This is a genomic window from Phaeobacter sp. JH20_26 (genome assembly GCF_048056275.1).
In the GTDB taxonomy this organism is placed as follows: domain Bacteria; phylum Pseudomonadota; class Alphaproteobacteria; order Rhodobacterales; family Rhodobacteraceae; genus Phaeobacter; species Phaeobacter bryozoorum.
Genome location: NZ_JAYMWL010000001.1, coordinates 16,452 through 39,491, shown reverse-complemented (window position 1 = coordinate 39,491; position 23,040 = coordinate 16,452). Strand labels below are relative to the sequence as shown.

General features: G+C 59.6%; 22 protein-coding genes. 10 read left to right on the top strand and 12 right to left on the bottom strand.

The features are described 5' to 3' along the window. Nucleotides 1–8: 8 nt before the first annotated feature. A complete protein-coding gene (gene paaZ / locus VWY60_RS00190; protein WP_416539559.1) occupies nucleotides 9–2,132 on the bottom strand; it encodes a phenylacetic acid degradation bifunctional protein PaaZ in 2,124 nt (707 codons plus the stop codon). Between the two features lie 330 nt (nucleotides 2,133–2,462). Between paaZ and VWY60_RS00185 the strand changes: the two genes are divergently transcribed. Continuing rightward, complete coding sequence (locus tag VWY60_RS00185) at nucleotides 2,463–3,572, top strand: NAD-dependent epimerase/dehydratase family protein (RefSeq protein WP_416539558.1); 1,110 nt, start codon at nucleotides 2,463–2,465, stop codon at nucleotides 3,570–3,572. A gap of 6 nt (nucleotides 3,573–3,578) precedes the next feature. Here VWY60_RS00185 and VWY60_RS00180 read toward each other — a convergent pair whose 3' ends face one another. Together VWY60_RS00180 and VWY60_RS00175 are read right to left on the bottom strand one after the other, a co-directional pair. Beyond that, entirely contained in the window at nucleotides 3,579–4,820 is a 1,242-nt protein-coding gene (locus tag VWY60_RS00180; RefSeq protein ID WP_416539557.1) for a lytic murein transglycosylase, read from the bottom strand. A 94-nt stretch (nucleotides 4,821–4,914) separates the two neighbouring features. After that, a complete protein-coding gene (locus VWY60_RS00175) occupies nucleotides 4,915–5,388 on the bottom strand; it encodes an Lrp/AsnC family transcriptional regulator (protein ID WP_340547613.1) in 474 nt (157 codons plus the stop codon). An 84-nt stretch (nucleotides 5,389–5,472) separates the two neighbouring features. Here VWY60_RS00175 and VWY60_RS00170 point away from each other — a divergent pair, with 84 nt between their 5' ends. Both VWY60_RS00170 and VWY60_RS00165 read left to right on the top strand, forming a co-directional pair. Further along, complete coding sequence (locus VWY60_RS00170; protein WP_416539556.1) at nucleotides 5,473–6,498, top strand: pyridoxal-phosphate dependent enzyme; 1,026 nt, start codon at nucleotides 5,473–5,475, stop codon at nucleotides 6,496–6,498. Further along, nucleotides 6,491–7,618 (top strand): amidohydrolase, encoded by a 1,128-nt coding sequence (locus tag VWY60_RS00165; RefSeq protein ID WP_416537960.1) that lies wholly within the window; start codon nucleotides 6,491–6,493, stop codon nucleotides 7,616–7,618. Before VWY60_RS00170 ends, VWY60_RS00165 begins: the two co-directional genes overlap by 8 nt. Here VWY60_RS00165 and VWY60_RS00160 read toward each other — a convergent pair. From VWY60_RS00160 to VWY60_RS00140, 5 genes are read right to left on the bottom strand one after another with little or no spacing between them, the layout of a single operon-like run. After that, nucleotides 7,610–8,773: a sensor histidine kinase gene (locus tag VWY60_RS00160; RefSeq protein ID WP_416539555.1), complete on the bottom strand. Its 1,164-nt coding sequence runs from the start codon at nucleotides 8,771–8,773 to the stop codon at nucleotides 7,610–7,612. The two genes, VWY60_RS00165 and VWY60_RS00160, sit on opposite strands and share 9 nt — an antisense overlap. A gap of 4 nt (nucleotides 8,774–8,777) precedes the next feature. After that, the gene (locus VWY60_RS00155) at nucleotides 8,778–9,791 is read right to left on the bottom strand and encodes an ATP-binding protein (protein ID WP_340547609.1); all 1,014 of its coding nucleotides are present in this window, start codon (nucleotides 9,789–9,791) and stop codon (nucleotides 8,778–8,780) included. Then, entirely contained in the window at nucleotides 9,788–10,195 is a 408-nt protein-coding gene (locus tag VWY60_RS00150) for an ATP-binding protein (RefSeq protein ID WP_416539554.1), read from the bottom strand. The genes VWY60_RS00155 and VWY60_RS00150 overlap by 4 nt, the downstream gene beginning before the upstream one ends. Continuing rightward, on the bottom strand, nucleotides 10,192–10,554 hold the full coding sequence (locus tag VWY60_RS00145) for an STAS domain-containing protein (RefSeq protein ID WP_416535420.1): 363 nt from the start codon (nucleotides 10,552–10,554) through the stop codon (nucleotides 10,192–10,194). The genes VWY60_RS00150 and VWY60_RS00145 overlap by 4 nt, the downstream gene beginning before the upstream one ends. Nucleotide 10,555: 1 nt before the next feature. Then, nucleotides 10,556–11,431, bottom strand: a complete 876-nt coding sequence (locus VWY60_RS00140) for an STAS domain-containing protein (protein WP_340547606.1) — start codon at nucleotides 11,429–11,431, stop codon at nucleotides 10,556–10,558. A gap of 216 nt (nucleotides 11,432–11,647) precedes the next feature. Between VWY60_RS00140 and VWY60_RS00135 the strand changes: the two genes are divergently transcribed. The 4 genes from VWY60_RS00135 to VWY60_RS00120 all read left to right on the top strand — a co-directional run bounded on the left by VWY60_RS00135 (nucleotide 11,648) and on the right by VWY60_RS00120 (nucleotide 15,702). After that, nucleotides 11,648–12,145: an MgtC/SapB family protein gene (locus tag VWY60_RS00135; protein WP_416539553.1), complete on the top strand. Its 498-nt coding sequence runs from the start codon at nucleotides 11,648–11,650 to the stop codon at nucleotides 12,143–12,145. 115 nt (nucleotides 12,146–12,260) lie between these two features. Next, on the top strand, nucleotides 12,261–13,631 hold the full coding sequence (locus tag VWY60_RS00130; protein WP_416539552.1) for a hypothetical protein: 1,371 nt from the start codon (nucleotides 12,261–12,263) through the stop codon (nucleotides 13,629–13,631). Nucleotides 13,632–13,677: 46 nt separating this feature from the next. Beyond that, on the top strand, nucleotides 13,678–14,445 hold the full coding sequence (locus tag VWY60_RS00125) for an ATP-dependent Clp protease proteolytic subunit (protein ID WP_416539551.1): 768 nt from the start codon (nucleotides 13,678–13,680) through the stop codon (nucleotides 14,443–14,445). Between the two features lie 108 nt (nucleotides 14,446–14,553). After that, entirely contained in the window at nucleotides 14,554–15,702 is a 1,149-nt protein-coding gene (locus VWY60_RS00120) for a lytic murein transglycosylase (RefSeq protein ID WP_416539550.1), read from the top strand. A gap of 87 nt (nucleotides 15,703–15,789) precedes the next feature. Here the strand turns inward: VWY60_RS00120 and VWY60_RS00115 are convergent, their stop codons facing one another. Then, nucleotides 15,790–16,869 carry a calcium-binding protein gene (locus VWY60_RS00115; protein WP_416535416.1) on the bottom strand — a complete coding sequence of 360 codons (1,080 nt, stop codon included), beginning with the start codon at nucleotides 16,867–16,869 and terminating at the stop codon, nucleotides 15,790–15,792. Nucleotides 16,870–17,199: 330 nt separating this feature from the next. On the opposite strand from VWY60_RS00115, the gene VWY60_RS00110 reads away from it, so the two are divergent. After that, nucleotides 17,200–18,249, top strand: coding sequence for a DUF418 domain-containing protein (locus VWY60_RS00110; protein WP_416592400.1), 1,050 nt, complete (start codon nucleotides 17,200–17,202; stop codon nucleotides 18,247–18,249). Between the two features lie 35 nt (nucleotides 18,250–18,284). On the opposite strand, the gene VWY60_RS00105 is transcribed toward VWY60_RS00110, so the two are convergent. The 3 genes from VWY60_RS00105 to VWY60_RS00095 all read right to left on the bottom strand — a co-directional run bounded on the left by VWY60_RS00105 (nucleotide 18,285) and on the right by VWY60_RS00095 (nucleotide 20,296). Further along, nucleotides 18,285–18,938: an aspartate-semialdehyde dehydrogenase gene (locus VWY60_RS00105; protein WP_416539548.1), complete on the bottom strand. Its 654-nt coding sequence runs from the start codon at nucleotides 18,936–18,938 to the stop codon at nucleotides 18,285–18,287. 14 nt (nucleotides 18,939–18,952) lie between these two features. Then, on the bottom strand, nucleotides 18,953–19,300 hold the full coding sequence (locus tag VWY60_RS00100; protein ID WP_416539547.1) for a DUF3140 domain-containing protein: 348 nt from the start codon (nucleotides 19,298–19,300) through the stop codon (nucleotides 18,953–18,955). 75 nt (nucleotides 19,301–19,375) lie between these two features. After that, on the bottom strand, nucleotides 19,376–20,296 hold the full coding sequence (locus VWY60_RS00095; RefSeq protein WP_416539546.1) for a metallophosphoesterase: 921 nt from the start codon (nucleotides 20,294–20,296) through the stop codon (nucleotides 19,376–19,378). Here VWY60_RS00095 and VWY60_RS00090 point away from each other — a divergent pair. Beyond that, nucleotides 20,232–22,361 (top strand): YjbH domain-containing protein, encoded by a 2,130-nt coding sequence (locus VWY60_RS00090; protein ID WP_416539545.1) that lies wholly within the window; start codon nucleotides 20,232–20,234, stop codon nucleotides 22,359–22,361. The two genes, VWY60_RS00095 and VWY60_RS00090, sit on opposite strands and share 65 nt — an antisense overlap. Beyond that, on the top strand, nucleotides 22,358–23,017 hold the full coding sequence (locus tag VWY60_RS00085; protein WP_416536895.1) for a YjbF family lipoprotein: 660 nt from the start codon (nucleotides 22,358–22,360) through the stop codon (nucleotides 23,015–23,017). Before VWY60_RS00090 ends, VWY60_RS00085 begins: the two co-directional genes overlap by 4 nt. Nucleotides 23,018–23,040 lie beyond the last annotated feature (23 nt).

The window sequence follows — 23,040 nt, the reverse complement described above, 5'->3', positions numbered from 1 at the left end:
ATGTCTGACTATTCAGCGGGCTGTGTGACAGACGCCTCTGGCCTATCCGATGTGACAACAGCCACAGCCGCGGTGCCGGTCCTCTCCTGCGGAACAGGCGGCCAGGTCTTCATCACCAGCGTCAGCAGATCAAAGCGCGCCACGACCGCACCGCAGGCATTCAGCACACAGCAATCCCATCGCACATCGCCAAAAGGCGCAGAGGCACGCGGCGTGATCTCCTTGCAGGTCACGCGAACATGCAGGCAGTCGCCAAAATATACCGGCGCATGAAAGCGCAGATTGTCGGAACCAATATTGGCCAAGACCGGGCCCGGTGCCGGATCGACAAGCAGCCCATTCGCAAAGGAAACGACCAGCTGGCCATGCGCCACACGGTCGTCAAAAAACGGATGCGCACGCGCGGCCTCCCGGTCCATATGAGCGTAGAAGACATCACCGGTAAAATGGGCAAACTGCTCAACATCCTGTTCGGTGATCTTTCTTGTCTCGGTGATTAGCTGGTCGCCGATGCGCAGTGTTTCCAGTGACTTGCGGAACGGGTGACCATTGCGTCTGGTTTCAGCGCCCTCGACCCAGCGCCCCGTCAACGCCGTCAGCAACTGCGGCGGTGCGTGAATTTCTGTCCGCATCATATAGGCCGCAACTGTGCGGCGAATATCCTCGGCACCGCAGACCTGACTGTGATGCGTAGCGGAAAAGAGACGCGGAACGGTTGGATCGGTTGACAGCTCCAATGCCTGACGCGCCATTTCGCTGCCGCAAATTCTGACCTGGCCTTCTGCGGAGGTCAGACAGGCGGCAGCCTCCTGCGCCAGCGGACTGTCATTGGTGAAGACGGTCGAGAACCGCGAGCAGGGCGCCAGATTGGCCAGGGCAATCGCATCACATAGGCTGTCATAGGCCATCACGGTTGCAACCGGCCCCTGCACAAAGGTCTCGTGGATGACAGAGGACTGGGCAGGCTGGCGACAATGCAGCAGCACTGGTGCGAGAAATGCCCCCCCTTCCGGTGCCGCCGCGAGGATAGGACCGGATATCACATCGGCGGCGCGGCGCAGCTCGGCAAGCGCGTTCTGAGCCGTCTTCAGATGCGCCCGCGACACCAATGGGCCCATCTGCGTAGCGGGGTCATCCGGCTGTCCAATAGCGATCTCGGATAGGGTTTCGACCAAACGCTCCACCACTTCATCCTCGCGGTAGCGCGGCAGCAGAATGCGACGCACCGCGTGACGCCGTTGACCCGCCCGCAGGATCAATTCGCTGCGGATCTCGCGGAGGAAGAACTCAAATTCCGGGCTCCCGGGTGCGACATCACTGCCTAGAATCGCCGCAGACAGACCTGTCTCACAGGATTGAAAGCGTACCAGACCTGCGGCAATCCCTGGGTGTTGTCGCAACTTCCGGGCGACGTCGCGCCCTCCGGCAAAGTTGACCGCATCACCTGCGGCCAGATACTCCAACACCCCGAGGGGCGGACAATAGAGCAACTGCACTGCGCCAGTTGGCAGCGTTTGGCTCTGATGGATCAGTTTCACCAGACGTTCGCTCACACAGGCGGTGGCGGGATCAGGGCAGATGATGCACGGCACACCGGCGATCAGCGCGGGCGCGATCTGCTCCAGCAGCCCCGATACGGGGCTATCCAACGCGGTGATATGCACGGCAACGCCAGCAAGCGGGGCCAATATCTGTTGTCGACCGGTTGCGCCGGCCGGTCCGATAGCATCTTCAAGATGCAGCACAGGGGCATTGGGCAGGGATTTCAGCGCCTGACCTGCCAGCGCCGCAAGACGCGCAATGCCAGCGTCGACGTCCAGCAGGCAATCGTGCCGCGTCGCGCCGATCGTCAGGCTCTCACGATATAGCCCTGCGCGGCTGTCGTTCAGAACCCGTGCTAGAGACCGCAGCCGTTGCGCGCGATCGTGGAATCCCATGGCGCGCAGCGCCGGCCCGCCAATCGCACGTGCATAGTCGACCGCCTCTCGCCCGTCATCAGCACTGAAGGACAGGATCGCATTCGGTCGATCGGTCGCAGCATTGGCAAGGCTCAGTGTCTCACCCGGGCGATGCTCCCATTTATCCGCAACCAGACTTTGAAGAAAACGGGGTCGTTCTACATGATCTGTCAAGTCAAAGCCCTCTTGCTGCTGCATCGCGGGAGTTTCCGGCTACCTGACAGCAGGACGCCACATGGCTCATCCGATCTGCATCAGGAAAGTCCGGTCATTCCGTCCTAAGGTCTCAGCCAAAGCCGGTGCCACATCCAATCGAAAGTTTGAAAACAGCGCCTCAGGATTTCTGAGGCAGACCTGCGCAGCCGGCTTGATCAACGGGGTTCCAAAACGCGCCGAGGGGAAGCCTCAGGATTTTCGATGTGCAATTTCGACCGCCCGCTGCCAGCCTGCGCAGGCTTAAACAAGCGCCGCCATAATCTACCTATTAATCCGTGGGAACACGCAATGACCGGAACCGGAGCCTCTCGATACACGCAGGAGACAACCATCCCCAGCAGGCCGACAGGTCCCCGGCATATTTGTGTCGCAGGCGCCTCCGGTCTTGCAGGCGCGCATATTACCCGCGCAGCCCTTGCACTCGGTTGGCGCGTGACCGGTACACTGCGAGATGCGACGGACAGCTCAAAAACCATTCACCTGATGGCCCTGCCCGGTGCCAAGGAGCGGCTCCGACTAGTCTCAGCAAATACTGCTGATCCTGAGAGTTTTGCCCCCGCGCTTGATGGTGCCGACGCATTGGTGATCGCCTGCCTGCCCTCCATCCGCAAGGCGCCTGATGGGACTGCTGCGGGTGACCTGGATCGGGAAACGGGCCTGGAGCATTGCGTAATACCCGCACAATCAGCCTGTCACAATCTGATCGAAGCAGCACATCTGAGCGGTATTTCCGATATCGTCCTACTGTCGAGCACGGCATCCGCCGAGCCAGAGAACGCGCCCCAGATCAAAAATGAACTGCGACACCACTCCGATTTCGAGCTTCAAATCCAGCAACGGAAATTCATCGCCGCACAGAAAACGGCAATGGAAGTTGCGGCGGCGCGCCTTGCACAGGACCGGGATTTGCGTCTGATCATCTTGCTGTCAGGTATGATCGTCGGACCCGGTGTTCTGCCCTGCCATGATCAAGGGCATATTCTGGGGCGCCTCCGTGATATGGCGGTCGGGGCGCATCCTTGGCATCATCAGACGCCAAAGGGGTCCATGTCGCTGATCCATCCCTCCGATCTGGCGGCGCTCTGTCTGGCCGCCTTGCAAAAACCGGGGTCCGAGGGACGTTATTTCGCAGTCGCCAGAAGTTGGCAATGGACCGAAATCTACAGCGAAATCGCCAAATTTGTTCCAGCAGGTGCCTTGCCAACCGCTGTCCCCAAGGGGACAGATCCCGTGCTGCCGACGCAGTTTGACTTCACCAGACGCGACAGTCTTGCAGTGCCACGGCACGGGTTGGCAGCTATGATCGCCAGCTTCTTTCACTGGTTGGATCGTCATGGCCATCCAGACTTCGGCGAGATTACCGCCGGCGCGCATCCGACAGGGGCTATCAACCGGTAGCGGCTATCACCGGGCAAGATCAGACCGCATCGCTGAGGTCGGGAAACATGTGGCCCGCCGCCCAGCCGCCTCTTGCCAGCGGCCGATCGAGCGACGGGTCTTGAACCCCGCGAGCCCGTCGGCGCCGCCGACGTCATGGCCAAGTCGCTCCAGCCCGCGCTGCATCGCCGCGACGTCAGATCGCAACATGTTGTCGACCTGTCGCCATTGACCTTGGAAATCTCCGACACCAAACTGAATGCGGTCACCGACATGCCCCACAAATAGCGCATAGAGGTCGCTCTTGTTGTAGTCTTTCAGCACATAAAAGTTCGGGGTGACCAGAAACGCGGGACCATTCCGCCCAGCGGGCAGCATCAGAAAGGCAACGCCGTCTTGTTCATGCTGCGGAAAGGGCCGTCCAGAACTACGCAGGACACCCAGCGCTTCCCAGTCACGGATGGTTTGCCCCTGATCCGGGCCTTCTAGGGCACATGAAACCGCATCCGGTAGGGAAACCTCAAACCCCCAGTCTCGCGATTTGTCCCAGCCATGGCGCGCCAGATAACCACCGATAGACGCAATTGTATCTGCCTCGGAACGCCAAATATCAGCACGACCATCGCCGTCGCCGTCTTCGGCAAACTTGAGAAAACTGGAAGGCATGAACTGAGGCTGGCCCAATGCGCCAGCCCAGCTGCTCTTCATCACATTGCCCGGCGCATGCCCGGCCTCGGCGATCTGCAGGGCTGCAATCAATTCCTGGCGAAAATAGGGAGCGCGGCGGCTCATGAAGCCCTTGGTGCCCAACACCTCAAACACATTGTGAGGGATCTTCACCTGACCATAGCCGCTCTCGCGCCCCCAGATCGCCAGAATAATCCGCCCCGGTACCCCGGTACGGCGTTCGGTCTGTTGCAGGGCAGCTGCATGTCGCTTCGCCATCCGGCGTCCGACCGATGTCGCACCGTCAACAGAGCCGCGATTGAAGTAGCGCCCCGGCGCGCCAAATTCCGCCTGACGCTGGCGACGGGGAGGGTTGGCCTTAGTGCCCGGGGGGACCAGATCCGGCAGATCCCAGTTTAGTTTAACCCCGGAAAACGCAGTATCGAAGGTCGTCCGTCGAACGTCGGCAGCCTGTGCCTCGGGCCATATCTCCTGCAGCAGCCAGCGCTGAAACTGGCCCTCAACCTCTGCACGATCCATAGCCGATGCGGCCCCCAAGGGGAGCACGCAACAAAACAGAAAACACAGTAAACGAGCCACCACGCTCAACCCTCCCGCCAATCGCAAAATGAACGCGCAACAGGCTGCCCTATTGCCGTCGGAACTCGTCAGACGCCCGCAGCCGCCAGTGGTCATTTCATCCGGCGGAGACCGGAACTTCAAGGCTGACTTTCTTGCGCCCCATTACAACCGAGGTCCGGAACCGTCGCACATTTGAGTCTTCGAAAAACAATCGTTTGGTCAGTTCTTCAAAGGCCTCCATATCAGATGCGGTGCAAATCAAACAGAAGTCCGCTTCGCCGGTCAGATAGTAGCACTGCTGGACCATCGGTTCGGATCCGGCCCGGCGGGTGAACGCGTCGATCTGATCGAGGCGCTCACGCTCCAGCTCGACCATCACCACAAATGTCATGGGCATACCAACCTTGGCTGGATCGACAAGCGCGATCTCACCGGTGATCACCCTGCGCTCGCGCAGTGATTTCAGCCGCCGCTGAACCGAGGCCGCAGACAACCCTGCCTGAACCGCAAGTGATTCCAGCCCAAGCCGTGTATTGCGCTGCAGGAGTGTCAGCAGGGTCACATCAGCCTTGTCGAGTCTTTCCCCCATACTTGCCCCTCATGATGCAAGAATTTCTCGTAATGTACCCAAATTTGATCGGAATACAGCAACAACCTTTCCTAGACTGGCCCCATGAACAAGATCAATGTCACGCTCGACCCCGCCCAGCCCCAGCAGATGCTGACCGCCTGCCCGGCCTATCGCCCCTCGCCGCTTGTCCAGCACGAGGTCGACGGTCAGCAGGTGTGGATCAAGGATGAAACCAACAGAATGGGTCTTGGGGCCTTCAAGGCGATGGGCGGTGTCTATGCGGTAGCGCAGCTGCTGATACGCGAAACCGGTCTGACAGCGGCGGATCTGGCCAGTGATCGCGGGCGGGCCGCTGCTTCAGGGGTTACCTTCGTCTGCGCCAGTGCCGGGAACCATGGCATGGCCGTCGCCGCCGGGGCACGTCTTTTTGGCGCTAAATGCCGGATCCACCTGGCCAAGACTGTACCTGAGGATTTCGTGCAGCGGCTCCGAGCAAAAGGGTCTGAGGTGATACGCTCCGGCGCCACCTACGAAGAGAGCATTGCAGCGGCTATCAAGGATGCCGCAGAAAGTGGCGCAGTTCATCTCGCAGATGGTTCCTGGCCCGGCTACACCGAGCCACCCCGACTGGTGATGGAGGGCTATACGGTCATTGCACAGGAAATGCGCGACAGTTTTGCGCGCTCTGGTCAATGGCCGACCCATGTCTATTTGCAGGCCGGCGTCGGCGGTCTGGCCGGTGCTATGGCTTATATGATCCGTGCAAACTGGGAAGTTCAGCCTGAAATCATCGTTGTTGAGCCGGATGCCGCGCCCTGTCTTCAGCATAGCGCGCGGGCGGGCGAGATGGTGACGGTTGAGGGTCCGGTCTCCAATATGGGGCGGCTCGACTGCAAGACACCCTCAATGCTTGCCTATGAGATTCTGTCAAAGACCGCTGATCGCTATTCCACTATTTCCGATAGGGCCGCTCTCAGCGGCGTTGATGCCGCCGCAGACCTCGGAATCCCCAGCACCCCGTCGGGAACAGCAGGCCTAACCGCCCTATTGCATGACATCAAGGTTGGCACATACCCTGAGATGCGCCCATTGGTGATCCTATCAGAAGGCAGGGTCGAAGATGCCTGATCTGGATCTTGTCGCCTTTCGTCGCGATCTCCATATGCACCCGGAGACCGGGTTTGACCTGAACCGCACCTCCGATGCGATTGCGAAGGTCCTGGAAACGGCAGGATTGCAGGTCACTCGCGGGATCGGCGGGACGGGGGTTGTCGCCACGCTCCGACGCGGCGGGGACACCACGGGGGTTGCACTGCGTGCTGATATGGATGCGCTCCCGATTGAGGAAGCCACGAACCTCTCCTATCGCTCGCGAACGCCCGGGCGATTTCATGGCTGCGGTCATGACGGGCATAGCACGATGCTCCTGGGCGCTGCCCTTCGCCTTGCAGCTGACCCAACATTCGACCGCACCGTCCATTTTCTGTTTCAACCAGATGAGGAGAACGGCACAGGCGCGGCCGCGATGATTGCCGATGGTCTATTCGACCGCTTTGACATCAGCCGGATCTACGGACTGCACAATATGCCGGGGCTGCCAATCGGCCAGTTCGCAACCCAGGCCGGTCCGTTCTGTGCCTTTGAAGATAACTTTGAAATTAGGATTACTGGGCGCGGCGGCCACGCCTCGATGCCTGAAAAAGCGATTGATCCGATTGTGACCGGGGCCGCAATCGTGACCCAGCTGCAGACCATTACTTCGCGCTCCGTTTCTGCCCGGGATCATTGCGTTGTCTCCGTCACGGATTTTGAAACCGATGGTGCGCGTAATATTCTGGCGAGTAACGTCGTAATATCAGGGGATTGTCGTGGTTTTGAGGCAGATGTCTCTGCCAGGATCGAAGAGAGGATGCGGGCCATTGCCAATGGGATCTCCATGGCACATGGGGCCGTCTGCGAAGTGGACTACTCCACGTCGTTTCAGCCTCTGGTCAATGAGCCGGAGGGCACAGCGCGTGCCGTGGCTGCGGCTGGACGGGTCGGCAGCGTTGACCCCGCTTACGGGCGTGTCGGGTTTTCGGAGGATTTCGCCGCGTTCCTACAACATCGGCCCGGGGCATTTCTCCTGATGGGCAATGGCACAGAGGGTCCGCACGCCATGCCGTTGCACAATCCCGGGTATGATTTCAACGATGATGCCATCGACGGGGGCGTCTCCTATTGGTGCGACTTGGCCCGCTCAGGATAATCCGCTGCTATTGCTCGGCTCAAACGGCAAGGTAAACACAACCCGCATGCCATTGGAGCCATCCACCTCCGTCGTGCCCGCATATTTCCCAACCATGCTGCGGATCATCCGCCAACCGAGCGACCCGGACCGCTCGGGTCTGGCATCACCCTCAGCCAAACCATGCCCATCATCAGCAATCACCAGCCGCAATGCCTCGTCCTGCTCTGTCAGTTCGATCAGGATTTCCCCATGATCCCGCCCGACAAAAGCGTGCTTGTAGGCATTTGTCAGCAACTCGCCCGCCAGAAGGCCCAGGTCAATCGCCATCGAGCTCGGGATTTCGATGTCATCGCCGAGAACTGCGACCGCCACCTTCAGGGCCTCTGAGTTGAACGCCCCTTCGGCATTGGCCGCAACCTCCCGCAGGAAAGGCAATGCCTGCAAGTGATCGACCCGCGCGGAGCGCTGCAACTGCTCATGCACCCGGATGACGGATTGAACACGTGCCTCCAGATCGGACAGCACAGAAATCGTCTCCTCAGACTCGGCCCCACGTCGACTCATTCGGATAAGGGCACCGATCAAGGCCAGATTGTTGCCGGTGCGGTGATGCACTTCCTTCATCAGGAGATCACGCTCCGTCAGTGCCTCAAGCAACATACGGTTCTGCTCCGCCAATTCTGCGGTCGGATCTGCGCCGCGTATCTTGCTGATGGCCTCTGTCGCGGCCTGCGTCGCCTCGCTCATCTCATTGCTTCTCAACGGGCTGAGAAACAGCAGCTCTATCTCCGTACCCTCCGGGTTGCTGCGCACCGAATGATGATCCGCGAGGCGTGACAGACCGCGCAACCCCAGCCCCAGACCCGCCCGGGCTGACGCTGCTGCGGCGCGCCGTCCGCGCATGATATCATCAAGTCCCTCTATCCCCGGCCCCTGATCCGTGATGGTGGCCCGTAGCGCCACCTTGTTGCTTTCGTCCCTCAGGCCGAGCCGAACCCGCCCGCCGCTGGCATGCTGCTGTGCGTTGCGCGCAGCCTCAAGCAGGGCCGTTACCGCCCGCGTTTGGGCAAACGTGCCGAAATGCAGCGCTTTGGTAATCGCCATCGCAATAAATCGCAGCCTCAGAACATCCTGTTCCGTGTCGATTTTCACCGTTATCAATGCCGTAGACACGAGGTTAGCTCTCTTTCGCGATTTTGATGACCGCCAGACCCGCGTCGTCGCGTCCACGGAAGTTCTCAGCCATAAGTTTCCCCGCAATCAGCAAGGCTGAACGCATCAGCAAAGCGGGTTTTTCGTGCAGGTCTCGTAAAGTCAGAAGACCGTCACTGTGCAAGATAACCGTATCACCGGGCAACAGGTCGATCTCGTCCGAAAACGGCGCAACCGGACCGGCACCAAGACGACCGTCACGGGTCGCAAATCGCTTTGTTTCGCCCAGTCGGGCGCGGATTGTCGCGATATTTCCAACGGCGGCGTAGGACATGCGCCGACCGTCCGCAGCCACGGCGACACAGGCCGCAACCGCCCCGCGTGTGGCGGCGATTTCATCTGAAATATCTGTCAGCGTTGTCGCAGGGGTCCGGCCTCGCCTCTGGGCAAACCCATGCACCACGGCATCGGCGGCGTCAGCAGCGCGATGTCCATGGCCTAGACCATCACAGAGGATCAGATCCAGCCGCCCGTCCGACCGCGCATTGTGACGTACACAGGCCAGATCCCAGCCGTCCCCGCAGCGCGTTTCCGCCGGATGCGTCACCAAAAGCCCCGCAACCTCCATCGCGGCAGGTCGATAGGGTGTCTGCCGGAACTCACAGGCGACCACCGTGCCTTCGTCGCGGGTCGAATAGATATCGAAATGGTCCGACAGGCGCTGCATGGCGCCAAGACCAAGCCCCGCCGAATCCTCGCTGCTGATACCGTCCCGCATCATCTTTTCCAGACTGTCGATCCCCGGCCCCTGATCGACAACGATCAGCGCCAGACGCGGGCCCTCGACCCCCGGCATGACCTGCATCAGGCAGCGACCGCGCTTGGCATAGCGCAAAACATTGGTCGCCGCCTCGCTGGCAACAATTGCGATTTCCTCAATTCTGGCGCGTGAAAACCCGGCCGTCTGCGCCAGCTGACGTGCTGTGCGACGACAGACCGAAACATCGCTTGGATCGGCAAGGGGCAGCCAGTGGGTCATATGCGAGCCATCATTGTCACGCGTGTTCCTTTACCATATTCGGTCACGACGTCGAACACATCAGTCAAACGCTGCGCACCGCCAAGACCGCGTCCCATACTGCCTGCGGTGCTGAACCCGTCCCTGAGCGCCGCGTCCAGATCAGCGATACCAGGTCCATTGTCGATGCACACCACACTGATTGCGGTGGGGTCACTGTGCATATAGATACGCGCTTCGCCGCCGCCACCGTGCATGATAACATTTCTTGCAATCTCGCTGACCGCTGTGACAAATCGGGTTTTCTGACCCGCGCGTGCACCGCGTCGTTCCATCTCTCGGCCAGCCATTCGGCGCACATGAATAACGTCACGGTCCCTAATCAGCGCACATACGCCAACCAGAACACCATCCGTGGGCATCATCCCCGGCTCTGCGCCCGCAGATCACGCAGGGCATGTGTGAGGCTCAGCGCGGTCTTGCTTTCAGAAAGATCCATACCCAGCTCAACCAGGGTCATCGCGACCGCCGGACGCATACCCACGACATAAGTCTGCGCATCCAGCAGCTTGGAGACACCGGCCAGCTGCGCCAGAATACGGCCAACAAATGTATCGACAATCTCCAATGCGCTGATGTCCATCACAACAGCCCGAGCCGCATCAGCCACCACACGTTCGGAAAGCGCTTCCTGCAGATCCAGAATATCGGTATCCGAAATATCTTCCTGGATTGCCACCAGCAGCACACCTTCGACAAAGTAGATGGCCGATGCCGCAGACATGTCAGTGGTCCTTCTTTTTGACGATCGCGTAGCCGACCCGATCCAACGCATCTGCCAACCCGTTGCGAATGGTCGAGCGGGTGGTCACTTCACCGACATCAACGCCCAGCTGCACCATCGTCTGGGCAATGGTCGGGCTGATGCCGCTGATAATACATTGCGCGCCCATCAGCCGCACAGCCGCTGCCATACGCAGCATATGCTGAGCCACCTGGGTATCGACGGTCTGCACGCCGGTCAGATCAACGATCACCACTTCCGCCTCACGACGTAAAATGGTTTCCAGCAGGTTCTCCATCACCTCCTGCGCGCGCGCTGAATCCATCGTCCCGATCAGAGGCAGCGTCAGCACCTTGTCCCATAGTTCGACCACAGGCGTGGACAGCTCCTGCATCTGGTCGCGCTGCTGTTCGATGATACGATCCCGCTCGGCGATGAACACTTCGGCGCAATAGACCGCAAAGGCATCAATCACCCGGCTGATGAACCAGATTTCTTCGACAAGCTGGCTGGGAAAATCGGCGAGTTTATCTTTCAACCGGTAAAAAATCGGCGCTTTGAGCGCCAGCACAAAGGAGGCCATATCACTGGGCGTCACACCCCGTGAACTGCGCTCCTGGGTGACTTCGACCAGCACGCTGCGCAGCTCTGCCCAGGCGTCGCTGGAGAGATCAAATCGATCACCGGTCGCACCGTTTTCGATCCCCGAGATCAACGCGCGCATCAGGCCACTGGTCTGCTCGCGCCCCTCTTTATGGCTGAATAGATCGGTCCGCTGCACACCTTCATCGCTCTGGGTCGTGATCCAGGCGCTGACAATCTCTTCAAAATCATGCTGCAAGATTGTGAGTACAGTTTCAGTAGCGGTTTCGGTCATCTCTACCTCGTTTGGGCTGGGGACCCGGTATCTGACGACCCGGAAGCTCCGCTGGATTGGTCGATTGATAGCGCTCCCTTCCCCGGTCTGTAAACATAGATATTTTGCAATAACTGAGACGGCAGTGGAAATTTTCCTTTTTTTCTGTGAGGATAGAAGACTATGATCATATCCCGACACACCCGATGATCTGTCGCTCCACAAAAAAGGCAAAACATGTCCGCGCCGCAAACAGCCGCTATGATCGCCTTCGACAGCTTTCTTCTGCGCTGTTGTCTTGCCGTCGCTCTGGGGCTGCTGGTCGGACTGGACCGCGAGATAAAGCACAAACCTCTGGGCGCGCGAGCCTATATGCTGATCTGCCTGGGCTGCTGTGCCTTGACCATACTGACGCTTAACCTCGCCGCAGCCGCTGAAGAGGGGACCGCAGCCATTGATCCGTCACGAACCATTCAGGGTATCGTCGGCGGCATCGGGTTTCTTGGTGCTGGTGCCGTTATGTCTACGACAGAAGCGGGCAGACTTCGCGGTGTAGGGAGCGGTGCCGCAATATGGGTTGTCGGCGTGGTGGGGATTGCGGTTGGTTTTGGCTTCCTTGCCGAAGCCACAGCGGTTGCGGTGCTGTCGTTTCTCATCCTGACGATCGTGGATTGGGCGCAACAGCACCGGCCAGATCTCGACAATGCCAAGGATGACTCGCAGGACGACAACTGACCACCGCCGACCGGGCTGGCGCAAATACTGCACCAAATCACCGATCTGACGCGAGCGGCAATTGCATCTTCTCCCCTGCACCATATCTTGAAGCAAGCAAAAGGGAGCACTGCGAATGACCACTCGGCACCCCGGTCAGCCCTCGGACCGCACAAGCGGCCATACCTCCGGGCTGAGCCGCAGCGAGGCACGCGCCGCGCAAAATGCTCGCGATCTCGAAAATCACCTCAGCTGGCTCGACAGCATCACCGGCACCGCTCTTGGCGTGCTGGCTGTCGCCTCGGGTATCTACACCTATCTTGGGGTTTCTTCGTTGCTGGATGATACCGGCGCGTTCTCGGTGATTGCGGCGCTCGCCTATTCGGTTGCGGTCTCGGTCGGGATTTTCGTGTTCTGGTCCTACATGATGCGGCTGGTTCCAACCGTACGCACGGCGGCCGCCCGCATTGGCCTTGTGCTGTCAATGGCGCTCGGTTCGCTCGCGATAATCGCCATGTCGTCCTGGCTCAACGCCGCAGCGCTCGCCGGTGCAGCCGCGGTTGAACAGCATCTGGCAGTAACTGTTCAGGACTACCAGACAGCCCTGGAACGTGCGGATGAAATCACCCAAAGCGGCCAGAGCCTTGCCCGGGACGTCGCGCGGGTGCGCCAGACCTTCGTCGACCTTTCCGAGCAGGAAGCAACCGGTCAATTGTCCGGTTTTGCCGGTCAGGGCGCGGTCTTCCGATTGCTCCGTCAGAAATCAGATGAGCTTGCAGCGCTAGAAACCCAGATCACCAGCCAGCAACCGCTGGTCGAATCCGCCTTTGATGAAGGCAACGCGATCCTGTCTCGTATGCGCGCCCTGACGGTGGAACAGGGGCCGGTCGCGCAACGGTCGGTGCAGTTTTCCGAGGAAGCGGTTCGTCTGGCAAATGTGATCACCCAGTTGCGACAGCTATCGGTTGCCCCTCTGGTGCAGCGCGCGGCGCGGGATCTCTCCGATAGCGTCGTCACCCCCGAGCTGGACGGATCGGATGCCGCCACGCGGCAGGGCCAGCAAGCCACCATCGACAGCGTCCGACGTGTGCTGGCGCAGCGCGCCGACGGGCTGGGCGCGGCTGCTGCCGCCGTATTGGGCATGACGCCCCCGCGCGATACCACATATACGCCGGTCTCCGCAGCTGATGCGGTTATCTTATATGCGGGGAACTTTGTGCCTTCCTGGGCCGGCGCTATCGCGATTGATCTGCTTCCGGCCGTCCTGGTTCTGATTATCGCCATCACACAGGCTGCTATCCGCGCCGGACGCGAAGGCGCAGCAACCGAAGACACTATGACGCTGGCCGAGTTGCGGGCCGCCGTTGCAGCCATCCGCGATATCGACACCTCTCTCGACCGGGCTGCATCAATCACCCCTGCCCACCCCACTCCGGCCCCAGATGTGACCTCTGGCAGCTCGGCATCGGATATAGCCAATCTGGACGATAAACGCCGTGCCGACTGACCGGGCAGACCATCAGCAGGACCTGGCAGCGACAAGGCGCAGACGGTTGCCGGAAACCTGGCGTGTGCTGCGCTGGGTGCTGGCGGCGCAATTTGGGTTCGCTGCCGTATTGCTGGGCACAGATCTCGCAAAGATCGTCCCGCAGCTGGCGTGGCCATCATCGGCACCCGCCCTGACAGCACCGATTGGTCCGGGCGACCAAACCCGGCGGTATACGCCCGATCAACTGCCGGATCGCGCCCCAGCGCCGGGCAGCAGACCGCTACCCGACACCCGGGACATGCCGGACCGATTGGACATCGCAACCCCAGAATGGGAGGGTGAGCCGGTATTGACACTTACAGGGCGGATCGCCGAAGGCGACGCCGCACGGGTCGTTGCCTATCTCGACGCTCTGGAACGCCTCCCGACAGAGACGTACCTCAACAGCCCCGGCGGGTCAGTTTACGACGCGCTTGAAATCGGTCGCGCATTGCGGGCGCGCGAGATCGCCACCGTGATGACCGCCAGCGACATATGCCTCTCGGCCTGCCCCTATATTCTGGCCGCAGGTGTCACGCGACATGCTGATCCGGATGCGATGATCGGTGTACATCAGCATTATTTTGGGCAGAACACGGTGCTCCCGGCGTTTGTCGCGGTGGAGCAGATCCAGCGCGGCCAAGGCGAGGTCATGGAGTACCTTCAGGACATGGGGGTGGATCCATTGATCATGCGCCATGCGCTGGTGACGCCATGGGATGAAATCTATTTGCTGACCCCCGCCGAGCGCGCGACCTACCGGCTCGCGAGCGAGCCTGAAAGCCAAGGGTAGGCATGCCTTTTTCCAGCGGTTGGGCTGGCAAATTATCGCCGTCGAAACCTTGCAGGGCGTCGATGATCCGCTAGTGTTGTCCCAAATGAATAACCAGCAGGCAGGCAGATGAGCATTTCACGACGCGGTTTCGGAATTGGACTTATGGCGCTTGGCCTCGGGGCTTGCAGCGGTGGCACGACCAGTAGCGGGACGTCAGGCAGGGCCAGCGGTCTGCCTGACGATCTTCGCCCGGTACCAAACGCAGCCTACGACGCCTGGGTCGCAGAGTTCCGCCAACGCGCTGCGGCTTCAGGGATCAGCAACAGCACGCTCAGCACCGCCTTTCGCAGCGCAGGCTATCTGCCAGGTGTCATCAAACGCGACCGCAACCAGACCGAGTTCAAGCGCAGCCTCGAAGACTATCTCTCGATTGCCGCCTCGGACGAACGGGTGAACAAAGGACGCGCGGCCTATGCACGCCACCGCAATACGCTCAACGCGCTGGAGCAGACCTATGGCGTCGATGCCGAAATCATTGCCGCAATCTGGGGTCTGGAGAGCTTCTTCGGAGAGCGCCGGGGCGACGTGCCGGTCATCTCAGCAACATCAACCCTGGCATTCGACGGTCGGCGCGGAGCGTTTTTTGAGAAACAGCTGATCGCTGCCCTGAGAATCTTGCAGAATGGTGACATCTCGGCAGCCCGCATGACCGGCAGCTGGGCCGGTGCCATGGGGCATACACAGTTCATTCCCACATCCTATCAGGCCTTTGCCGTCGATTTCACCGGCGACGGCCGCCGCGACATCTGGTCGGATGACCCCAGCGATGCTCTGGCCTCAACAGCGGCCTATCTGGCCCGCAACGGCTGGACACGGGGTCAGCGTTGGGGCCGGGAGGTGGTCGGTTCTGCGCCAACCAGTGGCACAATCATCCAGCCGCAGGCAGGCGGTCCAAGATTTGCCGTCACCAGCAACTTCCGCGCGATCAAGCGCTATAACAACTCTGACGCCTACGCGATTGGCGTCGGCCACCTCGCTGATCGTATCGGCGGTGCGGGGCCGTTGCGCAGCAGCTTTCCGCCCGATGCCAATGGTCTAACCAAGGATGATCGCATCCAGCTGCAGAAGCGCCTCACGGCAAAGGGCTTTGACACAGGCGGTGCAGATGGTGTCATCGGACCGAACAGCGAAGACGCCATTCGTGCCTACCAACGCAGCCGCGGCCTGCCAGCGGACGGCACCCCATCCCAGGCACTGCTGCGCGATTTGGGTTAGGATATCGCCAGCTCGCAGGCATGTGCGCAGCCAGTCGGGATGTGCTTCGGCGGCAGAACGTAGATGCACCGCCGAAGCCGCATATTGTCAGAATATAAAATCACCGGCATCGAGGTCGCCGATATCGACCCCGAGAAGGGTGATCGTGTTCCCAAGACCATCCGCAATCACGGCGTTATTGCCGTCCTGCGTCAGATGGTTGTCACGAAGATCCGAGAGATCCAAAATTTCGACGACAGCTCGCAGATCAATTTTTTCTGCATCACTTCCCGCAGCAAAATCACGGACCGTATCATCGCCAAAATTACCACGGAAAATGAAGTAATCCGCTTGCGCGCCACCGATCAAAAGATCGTTTCCATTGCCGCCGAACAACCGATCGATACCTGCTCCACCCAATATGGTATCATGGCCAGAACCGCCTACCAGCCGATCGTTACCCGATCCACCATCCAGCCTGTCGGCACCGCCTTCACCGTATATCGTATCATGGCCTTGCGCACCGTTCAGAACATCCGCCTGACGTCCGCCCTTAAGCAGGTCCGACCCCCAACCACCGCGCAGCAGATCTGCTCCGCTACCACCGAATAGAACATCCTGGCCGGATCCTCCGTTGATCGTATCATCACCGGACCCGCCACGGATAGTGTCGTCACCGATATCTCCCTGCCCCGCGATGAAGACATCATCGCCAGCCGACAGAGCGACCTCATCGCTGCCGATAGTACCGGTGAGGATATCATCGGCTTCAGTTCCAACGGGCGTTTCACCGCCCGCGATATTCATAGCATCTACAACAAGAGTCCCGCTATTGATGCCTGCGAACTCGGCGCGCAACAGGTCAAACCCCTCGGTAATATCCGAGGGTTCAATCATCGCCACAGCGTCAAGAATGGCCTGTTTTTCTGCGGCCGTAAGCTGGTCAGAGATAAATGGCGTGTTTAGCAGCTCCGCGATCTGATTGATCAGATCCTGCCAGTTGATCGACAAAATCGCCTGCTCGGCCGCGTCGATGATAATCAGAAATTCTCCAACAGTCAGCTGCGTCACATTGCTTGCGTTGAATGCTGCAAGCAAATCGGCATTACCACTATAGGCGAGCGTACCACCAACGTACTCGAGCCACTCTTCCAGTTCCAGAATATCATTCAATACTGCGTTCGGCATCTTTACTCATCACTCCAGTATCGCAAAAAAACGCGACCCCAACCGGTCAATATATCGCAAACTCAGCATAAGTTCGCGATGGTTCACATGATAAGATGCCTCGAAAATTTTAGTCAAGGATCGATATACGCGCGTTTCACCCGTATCGCGCTCATCGTATCCTTTCGGGCATCGCATCTATCCGGCCTACCGCCTGTGGTGACCGATCCCGGGCGAAGCAATTCTGATACCTCATCTGAGCTAATCAGTGAAGAATTGCCTGCCGGGGTTGAAAGCTTGGCTCGCACGGCCCAGTTAGTGAACGTACGTTCATTCAATTACGGACTTGGAATGCAGCCTTCATACACCGCCCGTCTGCAAGGCCTAGATCTTGCGCGCTATTTTGCCTTCGTCGGAATGGTCATCGTGAATTTCAAGATTGCCATGGGGGCTGAGGGGGGCAGCGGCCTCGTTGCGCTGCTCAGTACGGCGCTTGAAGGGCGCGCGGCGGCCTGCTTTGTCGTTCTTGCCGGTGTCGGGCTTGGTCTGGCGGCAAGGAGAGCAACCGCCAGCATCACTGCGACGACGTTAAAGCGTGCTGCATTTCTGCTTAGCTTGGGGATGGTGAACATGCTGATCTTTGAGGCAGATATCCTGCACTATTATGCTGTATATTTCTTTTTCGGAGCGGTCTTACTCGGTGCGTCCACAGTGCGCCTCGTCTGGCTCATCGTGATGCTGATCCTGATGTTTCCGGCAATGATCCTCGTCCTAGACTACGACACCGGCTGGGACTGGCAGCTCTACTCCTATTCCGATCTCTGGACGATCCGTGGTTTCCTGCGCCATTTGTTTTTCAACGGCTGGCACCCCGTCGTGCCGTGGCTGGCGTTTCTCCTGGCTGGCGTTCTTCTGTCCAGAATGCCGCTGCAAAACCGGCGGTTCCAGATCTATCTGGTCTTCTTCGGAGCCATCACCTACGCCGCAGTTGAAAAGGCGAGCGCCATCGCCGTCCAAAGCCTGCGCCAAGTCGACCCTGACCTGGCCGATTTGGCGACGACACTGCCAATTCCTCCTATGCCGCTCTATATGGTTGCTGGTCTTTCCACCGCATGTGTGGTGATCGGTGGCTGTCTCCTGCTTGCACCAATTCTGACCCGCATTGGCGTGATGCAGGCGCTCGCGCCCGCTGGGCGCCAGACACTGACGCTCTATCTGGCTCATATTCTGATCGGTATGGGCATATTGGAAGAGATGGGGCTATTGGGCGGCCAATCCCCCGAAACGGCCGTGTCAGCAGCCCTTGTTTTTTGCGCTGCCGCGACGGTTTACGCTTATCTCTGGTCACGCTACACCAAACATGGCCCGGTCGAGATGGCTATGCGCAGATTGGCCGGGTAGCCGACGACACCAACAACGCCTGTCAGAAGCAGCGCCTACGATTTGGCAAGCGCATCGACCAGATCGGCTTTGGACATGTCGGAGCGCCCCGAGATCCCCTGATCCTGCGCCCGTTCATAAAGCTCCGCCTTCGTATGGGCGTTCAAGGCAGCCTTGCTGCCCTTGGCGCGCCCGTTCTCATCCGTTGCCACGCGGATCGCCATCATCAAGGCATCCTTGTCCATATCCGAGCGACCTGCGATATCAAGATCCTGTGCCCGCTCATAGAGCATGTCATAGGTTGGGCCACTTTCCTTGATACGCGCGACCTTCTCCTGCACATCCTCTGGTTGGTCGGAGAATTGTTCCTGGCCATCGCGGGTATCGCTCTGCTTCTTTCGGGTCGAGCGCCGGTATTCTTTTTCGGTCAGGATCATCCTCACCTCTTTTGGCAGATATCGCTCTCCGGTCTCGCTGCTATCGGCCCCGGATTTGGTCCCCCAGTCCTCCTCGCTCCATTGATTGAGGTCAGTATCTTCCTGATCGGGACCATCTTCGGCATAGGTACCACCACGGCGCTTGTATTCCTGGACGGCCAGCTGTGCCTTGCGGGCCGACCATTCCCCCGGTTCGCCGCCCTTGCCGCTTTTGGTGAGGTCTTCTTTCACTTCTTCCCAGAGTTCAGGGTCGTTTTTCTTCGCTGTGGTCATTGGCCTCTCCTATGTCAGGAACACCCATCGGATTTCAACGGATCATGCCCCCAGTTCATCAGCGAGTATCGCCACCGGCTGTTTTCAATGTCGTCCTCGGGTCCGCCCTGGGCGCAATGTCGTCTGACATAGCCAACAACCTTAGCCATGTGTTCATAGTCCTCCTGAGTCAGGTCATCCTTGTTCGTGCGTTTGATCTTGACGATCCGACGTCCAGACGCATGTCCCGTCGACTCGCCGTTGTCACTGTCGCCAACCGATTTGCTCTCTTCGGTCTCCAGCCAGCTCTCCAATTCAGCAGGCGCCATATTGACGGCTGTTTTCCACTGATCCCAGATTTCGGCTTTGCTTTTGGATGACATGACCCATTCTCCCAGATCCGCTCGATGAGAAACGCGCAAGAGCCGGTTTCGTTCCGATGGCCGGTACAGCCCGCCTCAGGTGGAGATAAACCTGACTGTGCCGAGATCGATTTCAGCAGCTGTCAGCCGCCCGGTTGCGAAGGCACCAGTATCCAAGGCGATCCGACCGTCGGCAACAGTAGGCTCAGTGACGATCCAATGGCCATGAACAACCCAGATATCATCCTTGCGGCGTACCTTGCGGGCATCTGGGCAACCCCATAGCAGCTGTTGCCGGAATTGTTCTGACACCGGAGCGCCCGGATCCGCACCGGCATGGGCCATGAATATATTACCGGATTGGCAACAGGTGGGCAGACCCTCTACCCAAGCGATCATCTCTGGACCCATCGCTGCGCGCAGCGCAGCCGCTCCCTGCTCCAAACTGGCGGCCGATGAATGTTCCGATATGCCGGTGACACCAAAACTCGCAAGCGTTTGCAGCCCGCCATTGCGCAGCCAGATTGCGGCATGTGCAACCGGGTCGATCAGAAAATCCAGCAGCATGGCTTCATGGTTTCCCATCAGGGCAGTTGTATCCGGCCGGTTCATGAGACGGCGCAGAACTGCGGCGCTCTGTTCGCCGCGGTCGATGTAATCGCCCAGGCAGACCAGAGGCAGCGCCGGATCAAGCTGCTCCAGAAGGCGGGCCAGCAGATCGTCGCATCCGTGAACATCGCCGATAACATAAAAACGCAATTCTGGATTGAGAGCTGCAAAATCTTGTGGTTTTCGCCGAATTCCGGTAATTAACCTTTTGAACATAATCGCTGCTCCCTGGGGGCCTGATGCTGTCATAACCGGCAAATCTGCTGGTCTAGTGTTAGGCGGGGTTGGGAGCAGTGTGAAGAAGCACCGCCGAAAAAGGTGGGCACGACGAGGCTGGGTGGGAATGCGGGGACACGCAATTCTTATGATTGGCTGCCTGGGTACGCTCAGCGGCCCGCTGGGTGCCATTCAGGCTCCGGCCCAGACACTATCGACATATGGAACGCCCGGATTGGTCGATATGCCGACCGCAGAGGTTCTGCCCGACGGAACCATCGCGCTGACCACCTCAAACTTCGAGAACACCAGCCGCAACACCCTGACGTTTCAGATGTTGCCGAATATCTACGGCAGTTTTCGCTATAGCTTTCTGCGCGGTTTCGACGCCGGCGTCGACCTTAGCCGGTATGACCGCAGCTTTGATATCCATTTTCAACTGCGCGATGAAACAGCGGCGGGACCGGCTATCGCCCTTGGCCTGCGGGATTTCGGCGGGACCGGCGTCTACGCCAGCGAATACCTCGTGGCCACAAAACATGTCACTCCCGATCTGACCGTCACCGGCGGGATTGGCTGGGGTCGGCTTGCCGGGCGCGGCGGGCAGCGCAATCCACTGACGGCACTCGATGGGCGGTTTGATACACGACAAGATTCAAACGCCGGCGGCATATCCACAACCGGACAACTGGACTTTGGCAATTGGTTCCGCGGCGACGCCGCATTGTTTGGCGGTCTGCGCTGGGATGTAACTCCGCATTGGTCGCTTACCGCCGAATATTCCTCCGACACCTATTCAGCCGAAGCTCAACGTGGGCTGAATGACATCCGTTCACCTGTCAACATCGGCGCATCCTACCGCTTCGACAACGGAGTCACTTTGGGCGGCTCTTATCTCAACGGATCGGCCCTCGCCGTTCAGCTGAGCTATGCGTTTGATCCGCGCCGCGCCGCTGCTCCCGGCGGTCAGGGAGCCGCCGCGCCTGCGCTGAAACCGGAAGAACAGGTCGCCCTGGCCAGCTGGAACCTCGCCCAGGGCGAAACCGGATCCGCCGAGCCTGCCCGACTCTACGGCGTGCTGCAATCCCAGCTTGAGTCCGAGGGCATCCGGCTGCTCAGCTTCGAACGCGTGGGCAGCCAAGCGCGGATCACGGTGGAGAACATGCGCTACGGCGCCTCCGCGCAGGCTGTCGGTCGGACCAATCGCGTTATGGCAAATACCCTGCCTCCGCATCTGCAACAGTTTGAGGTCACGCTGGCCGAGAACGGCCTGCCCACGACCCGCGTCACCACGCAGCGGAACGACCTCTACGAGCTGGAAGGCGATCTGGATGGCGCCTGGCGCAGCCTTGCCCGTGCAGATATCGAAGACGCCCCAGAGCCGATCCCCAACAGCGCTGGCATCGACGCCTTCCCTCGGTTCACCTATCGCTTCGGGCCTTACACGCAGCTGTCTTTCTTTGATCCAGATGAGCCGCTGCGCTACGAAGTCGGGGCGGAACTGCGAGCCGCCTATCAACCTGCGCCCGGCCTGACCTTTGCCGGACAGCTGCGCCAACCAGTGATCGGCAATCTCGACGCCTCCGCCCGCCCGTCAAATTCGGTCTTGCCGCGGGTCCGCTCGGACTGGGCCCGCTATGCGTCGGAATCCGATCTGCGCCTCAGCCATCTGACAGCCGATTACGTCTGGCGCCCGCATCAGGATCTGTTTGCGCGCGTCACTGCAGGCTATCTCGAGCAGATGTTTGGCGGCATATCGGCAGAGGTGTTGTGGTTCCCCGTTGGCAGCAGCCTGGCGTTAGGAGCCGAGCTTAATTATGTCCGGCAACGCGATTTCGACGTCCAGTTCGGATTTCAGGACTACGACGTCGTGACCGGTCATGCCTCGGTCTATTACAAAACGCGCGGCGACTATCATGTTCAGGTCGATATGGGCCGGTATCTGGCTGGTGACTGGGGCACCACCGTCACCATCGACCGTGAATTCAACAACGGTTTCAAGGTTGGGGCCTTTGCAACGCTGACCGATACATCTTCCGAGGATTTCGGCGAAGGCTCCTTTGACAAGGGCATCCATGTTGAGGTGCCCGTTGCCTGGCTCACCGGCAAACCGTCGCGACAGAGTATCACGCAGGTTATCCGCCCCGTGCTGCGCGATGGCGGCGCGCGGCTCAACCTGCAGACACGTCTCTATGAAAAAGTGCGCGACAGCCGTGGGCGCGCGCTTGCCGCACAATGGGGGCGTTACTCCAGATGACGATCACCCGACAGCTCCACCACCTGGTCATCAGCAGCGCTGCTATTGGCTGCCTGATCCTCGCAGCCTGCACAAATGACGAGCGTGAGATCCTGACCCTTCAGCAGCTGCGGCAGGGCGGTCTCTCCTCTGCCATACCTCACGTCGCGGAGCTGGCCGAGGCTGGCGCAGAACAGATGCAGGTTGGATTTCTCCAGACAGGAAGAAGCGGCGTGATGCTTCGGGAGACGGAGCGGGCGGGTCTGGTGACCTGGCTGTCCTCGGACGGTGCCAGCCTGCAAACCGACCGGGGTCTGCTGCACGCAACCCGTGGCTTCGGTATCGGTCTTATGGCCGTTGAACAGGATCAATCCCGTGGGCGGATTTTTACACATGCAGAAGGCCCGGCGCTGCGCTTTCACAGCTATCTGACCGGAAACGACCAGATTGAGACCCGGACATATCACTGCGAAATCAAGGATCGCGGCCCCCGCACCCTGACCATTGGCGACCAGCAGATTGCGAGCCGTCTGATGGTCGAAAACTGCCAAAACCCTGAGCAGCGGTTCCTGAACCTCTATTGGCTGCGGTCATCAGACAACAGGTTGATCCAAAGCCGCCAGTGGACCGGGCCGTTTATCGGCAATATGACAACGCGACTGCGAGTGACGCCATGATCCGCACACCCCTATCGCATCCG

Bases quoted from the DNA above. Each gene is read 5' to 3' on its own strand.
- VWY60_RS00155 (WP_340547609.1), bottom strand. From the start codon at position 9,791: ATGACCCACTGGCTGCCCCTTGCCGATCCAAGCGATGTTTCGGTCTGT.
- VWY60_RS00130 (WP_416539552.1), top strand. From the start codon at position 12,261: ATGACCACTCGGCACCCCGGTCAGCCCTCGGACCGCACAAGCGGCCAT.
- VWY60_RS00135 (WP_416539553.1), top strand. From the start codon at position 11,648: ATGTCCGCGCCGCAAACAGCCGCTATGATCGCCTTCGACAGCTTTCTT.
- VWY60_RS00150 (WP_416539554.1), bottom strand. From the start codon at position 10,195: ATGATGCCCACGGATGGTGTTCTGGTTGGCGTATGTGCGCTGATTAGG.
- VWY60_RS00105 (WP_416539548.1), bottom strand. From the start codon at position 18,938: ATGACCACAGCGAAGAAAAACGACCCTGAACTCTGGGAAGAAGTGAAA.
- VWY60_RS00095 (WP_416539546.1), bottom strand. From the start codon at position 20,296: ATGGCACCCAGCGGGCCGCTGAGCGTACCCAGGCAGCCAATCATAAGA.
- VWY60_RS00110 (WP_416592400.1), top strand. From the start codon at position 17,200: ATGCAGCCTTCATACACCGCCCGTCTGCAAGGCCTAGATCTTGCGCGC.
- VWY60_RS00085 (WP_416536895.1), top strand. From the start codon at position 22,358: ATGACGATCACCCGACAGCTCCACCACCTGGTCATCAGCAGCGCTGCT.
- VWY60_RS00175 (WP_340547613.1), bottom strand. From the start codon at position 5,388: ATGGGGGAAAGACTCGACAAGGCTGATGTGACCCTGCTGACACTCCTG.
- VWY60_RS00115 (WP_416535416.1), bottom strand. From the start codon at position 16,869: ATGCCGAACGCAGTATTGAATGATATTCTGGAACTGGAAGAGTGGCTC.
- VWY60_RS00140 (WP_340547606.1), bottom strand. From the start codon at position 11,431: ATGACCGAAACCGCTACTGAAACTGTACTCACAATCTTGCAGCATGAT.
- VWY60_RS00120 (WP_416539550.1), top strand. From the start codon at position 14,554: ATGAGCATTTCACGACGCGGTTTCGGAATTGGACTTATGGCGCTTGGC.
- VWY60_RS00170 (WP_416539556.1), top strand. From the start codon at position 5,473: ATGAACAAGATCAATGTCACGCTCGACCCCGCCCAGCCCCAGCAGATG.
- VWY60_RS00165 (WP_416537960.1), top strand. From the start codon at position 6,491: ATGCCTGATCTGGATCTTGTCGCCTTTCGTCGCGATCTCCATATGCAC.
- VWY60_RS00090 (WP_416539545.1), top strand. From the start codon at position 20,232: ATGCGGGGACACGCAATTCTTATGATTGGCTGCCTGGGTACGCTCAGC.
- VWY60_RS00185 (WP_416539558.1), top strand. From the start codon at position 2,463: ATGACCGGAACCGGAGCCTCTCGATACACGCAGGAGACAACCATCCCC.
- VWY60_RS00145 (WP_416535420.1), bottom strand. From the start codon at position 10,554: ATGTCTGCGGCATCGGCCATCTACTTTGTCGAAGGTGTGCTGCTGGTG.
- VWY60_RS00100 (WP_416539547.1), bottom strand. From the start codon at position 19,300: ATGTCATCCAAAAGCAAAGCCGAAATCTGGGATCAGTGGAAAACAGCC.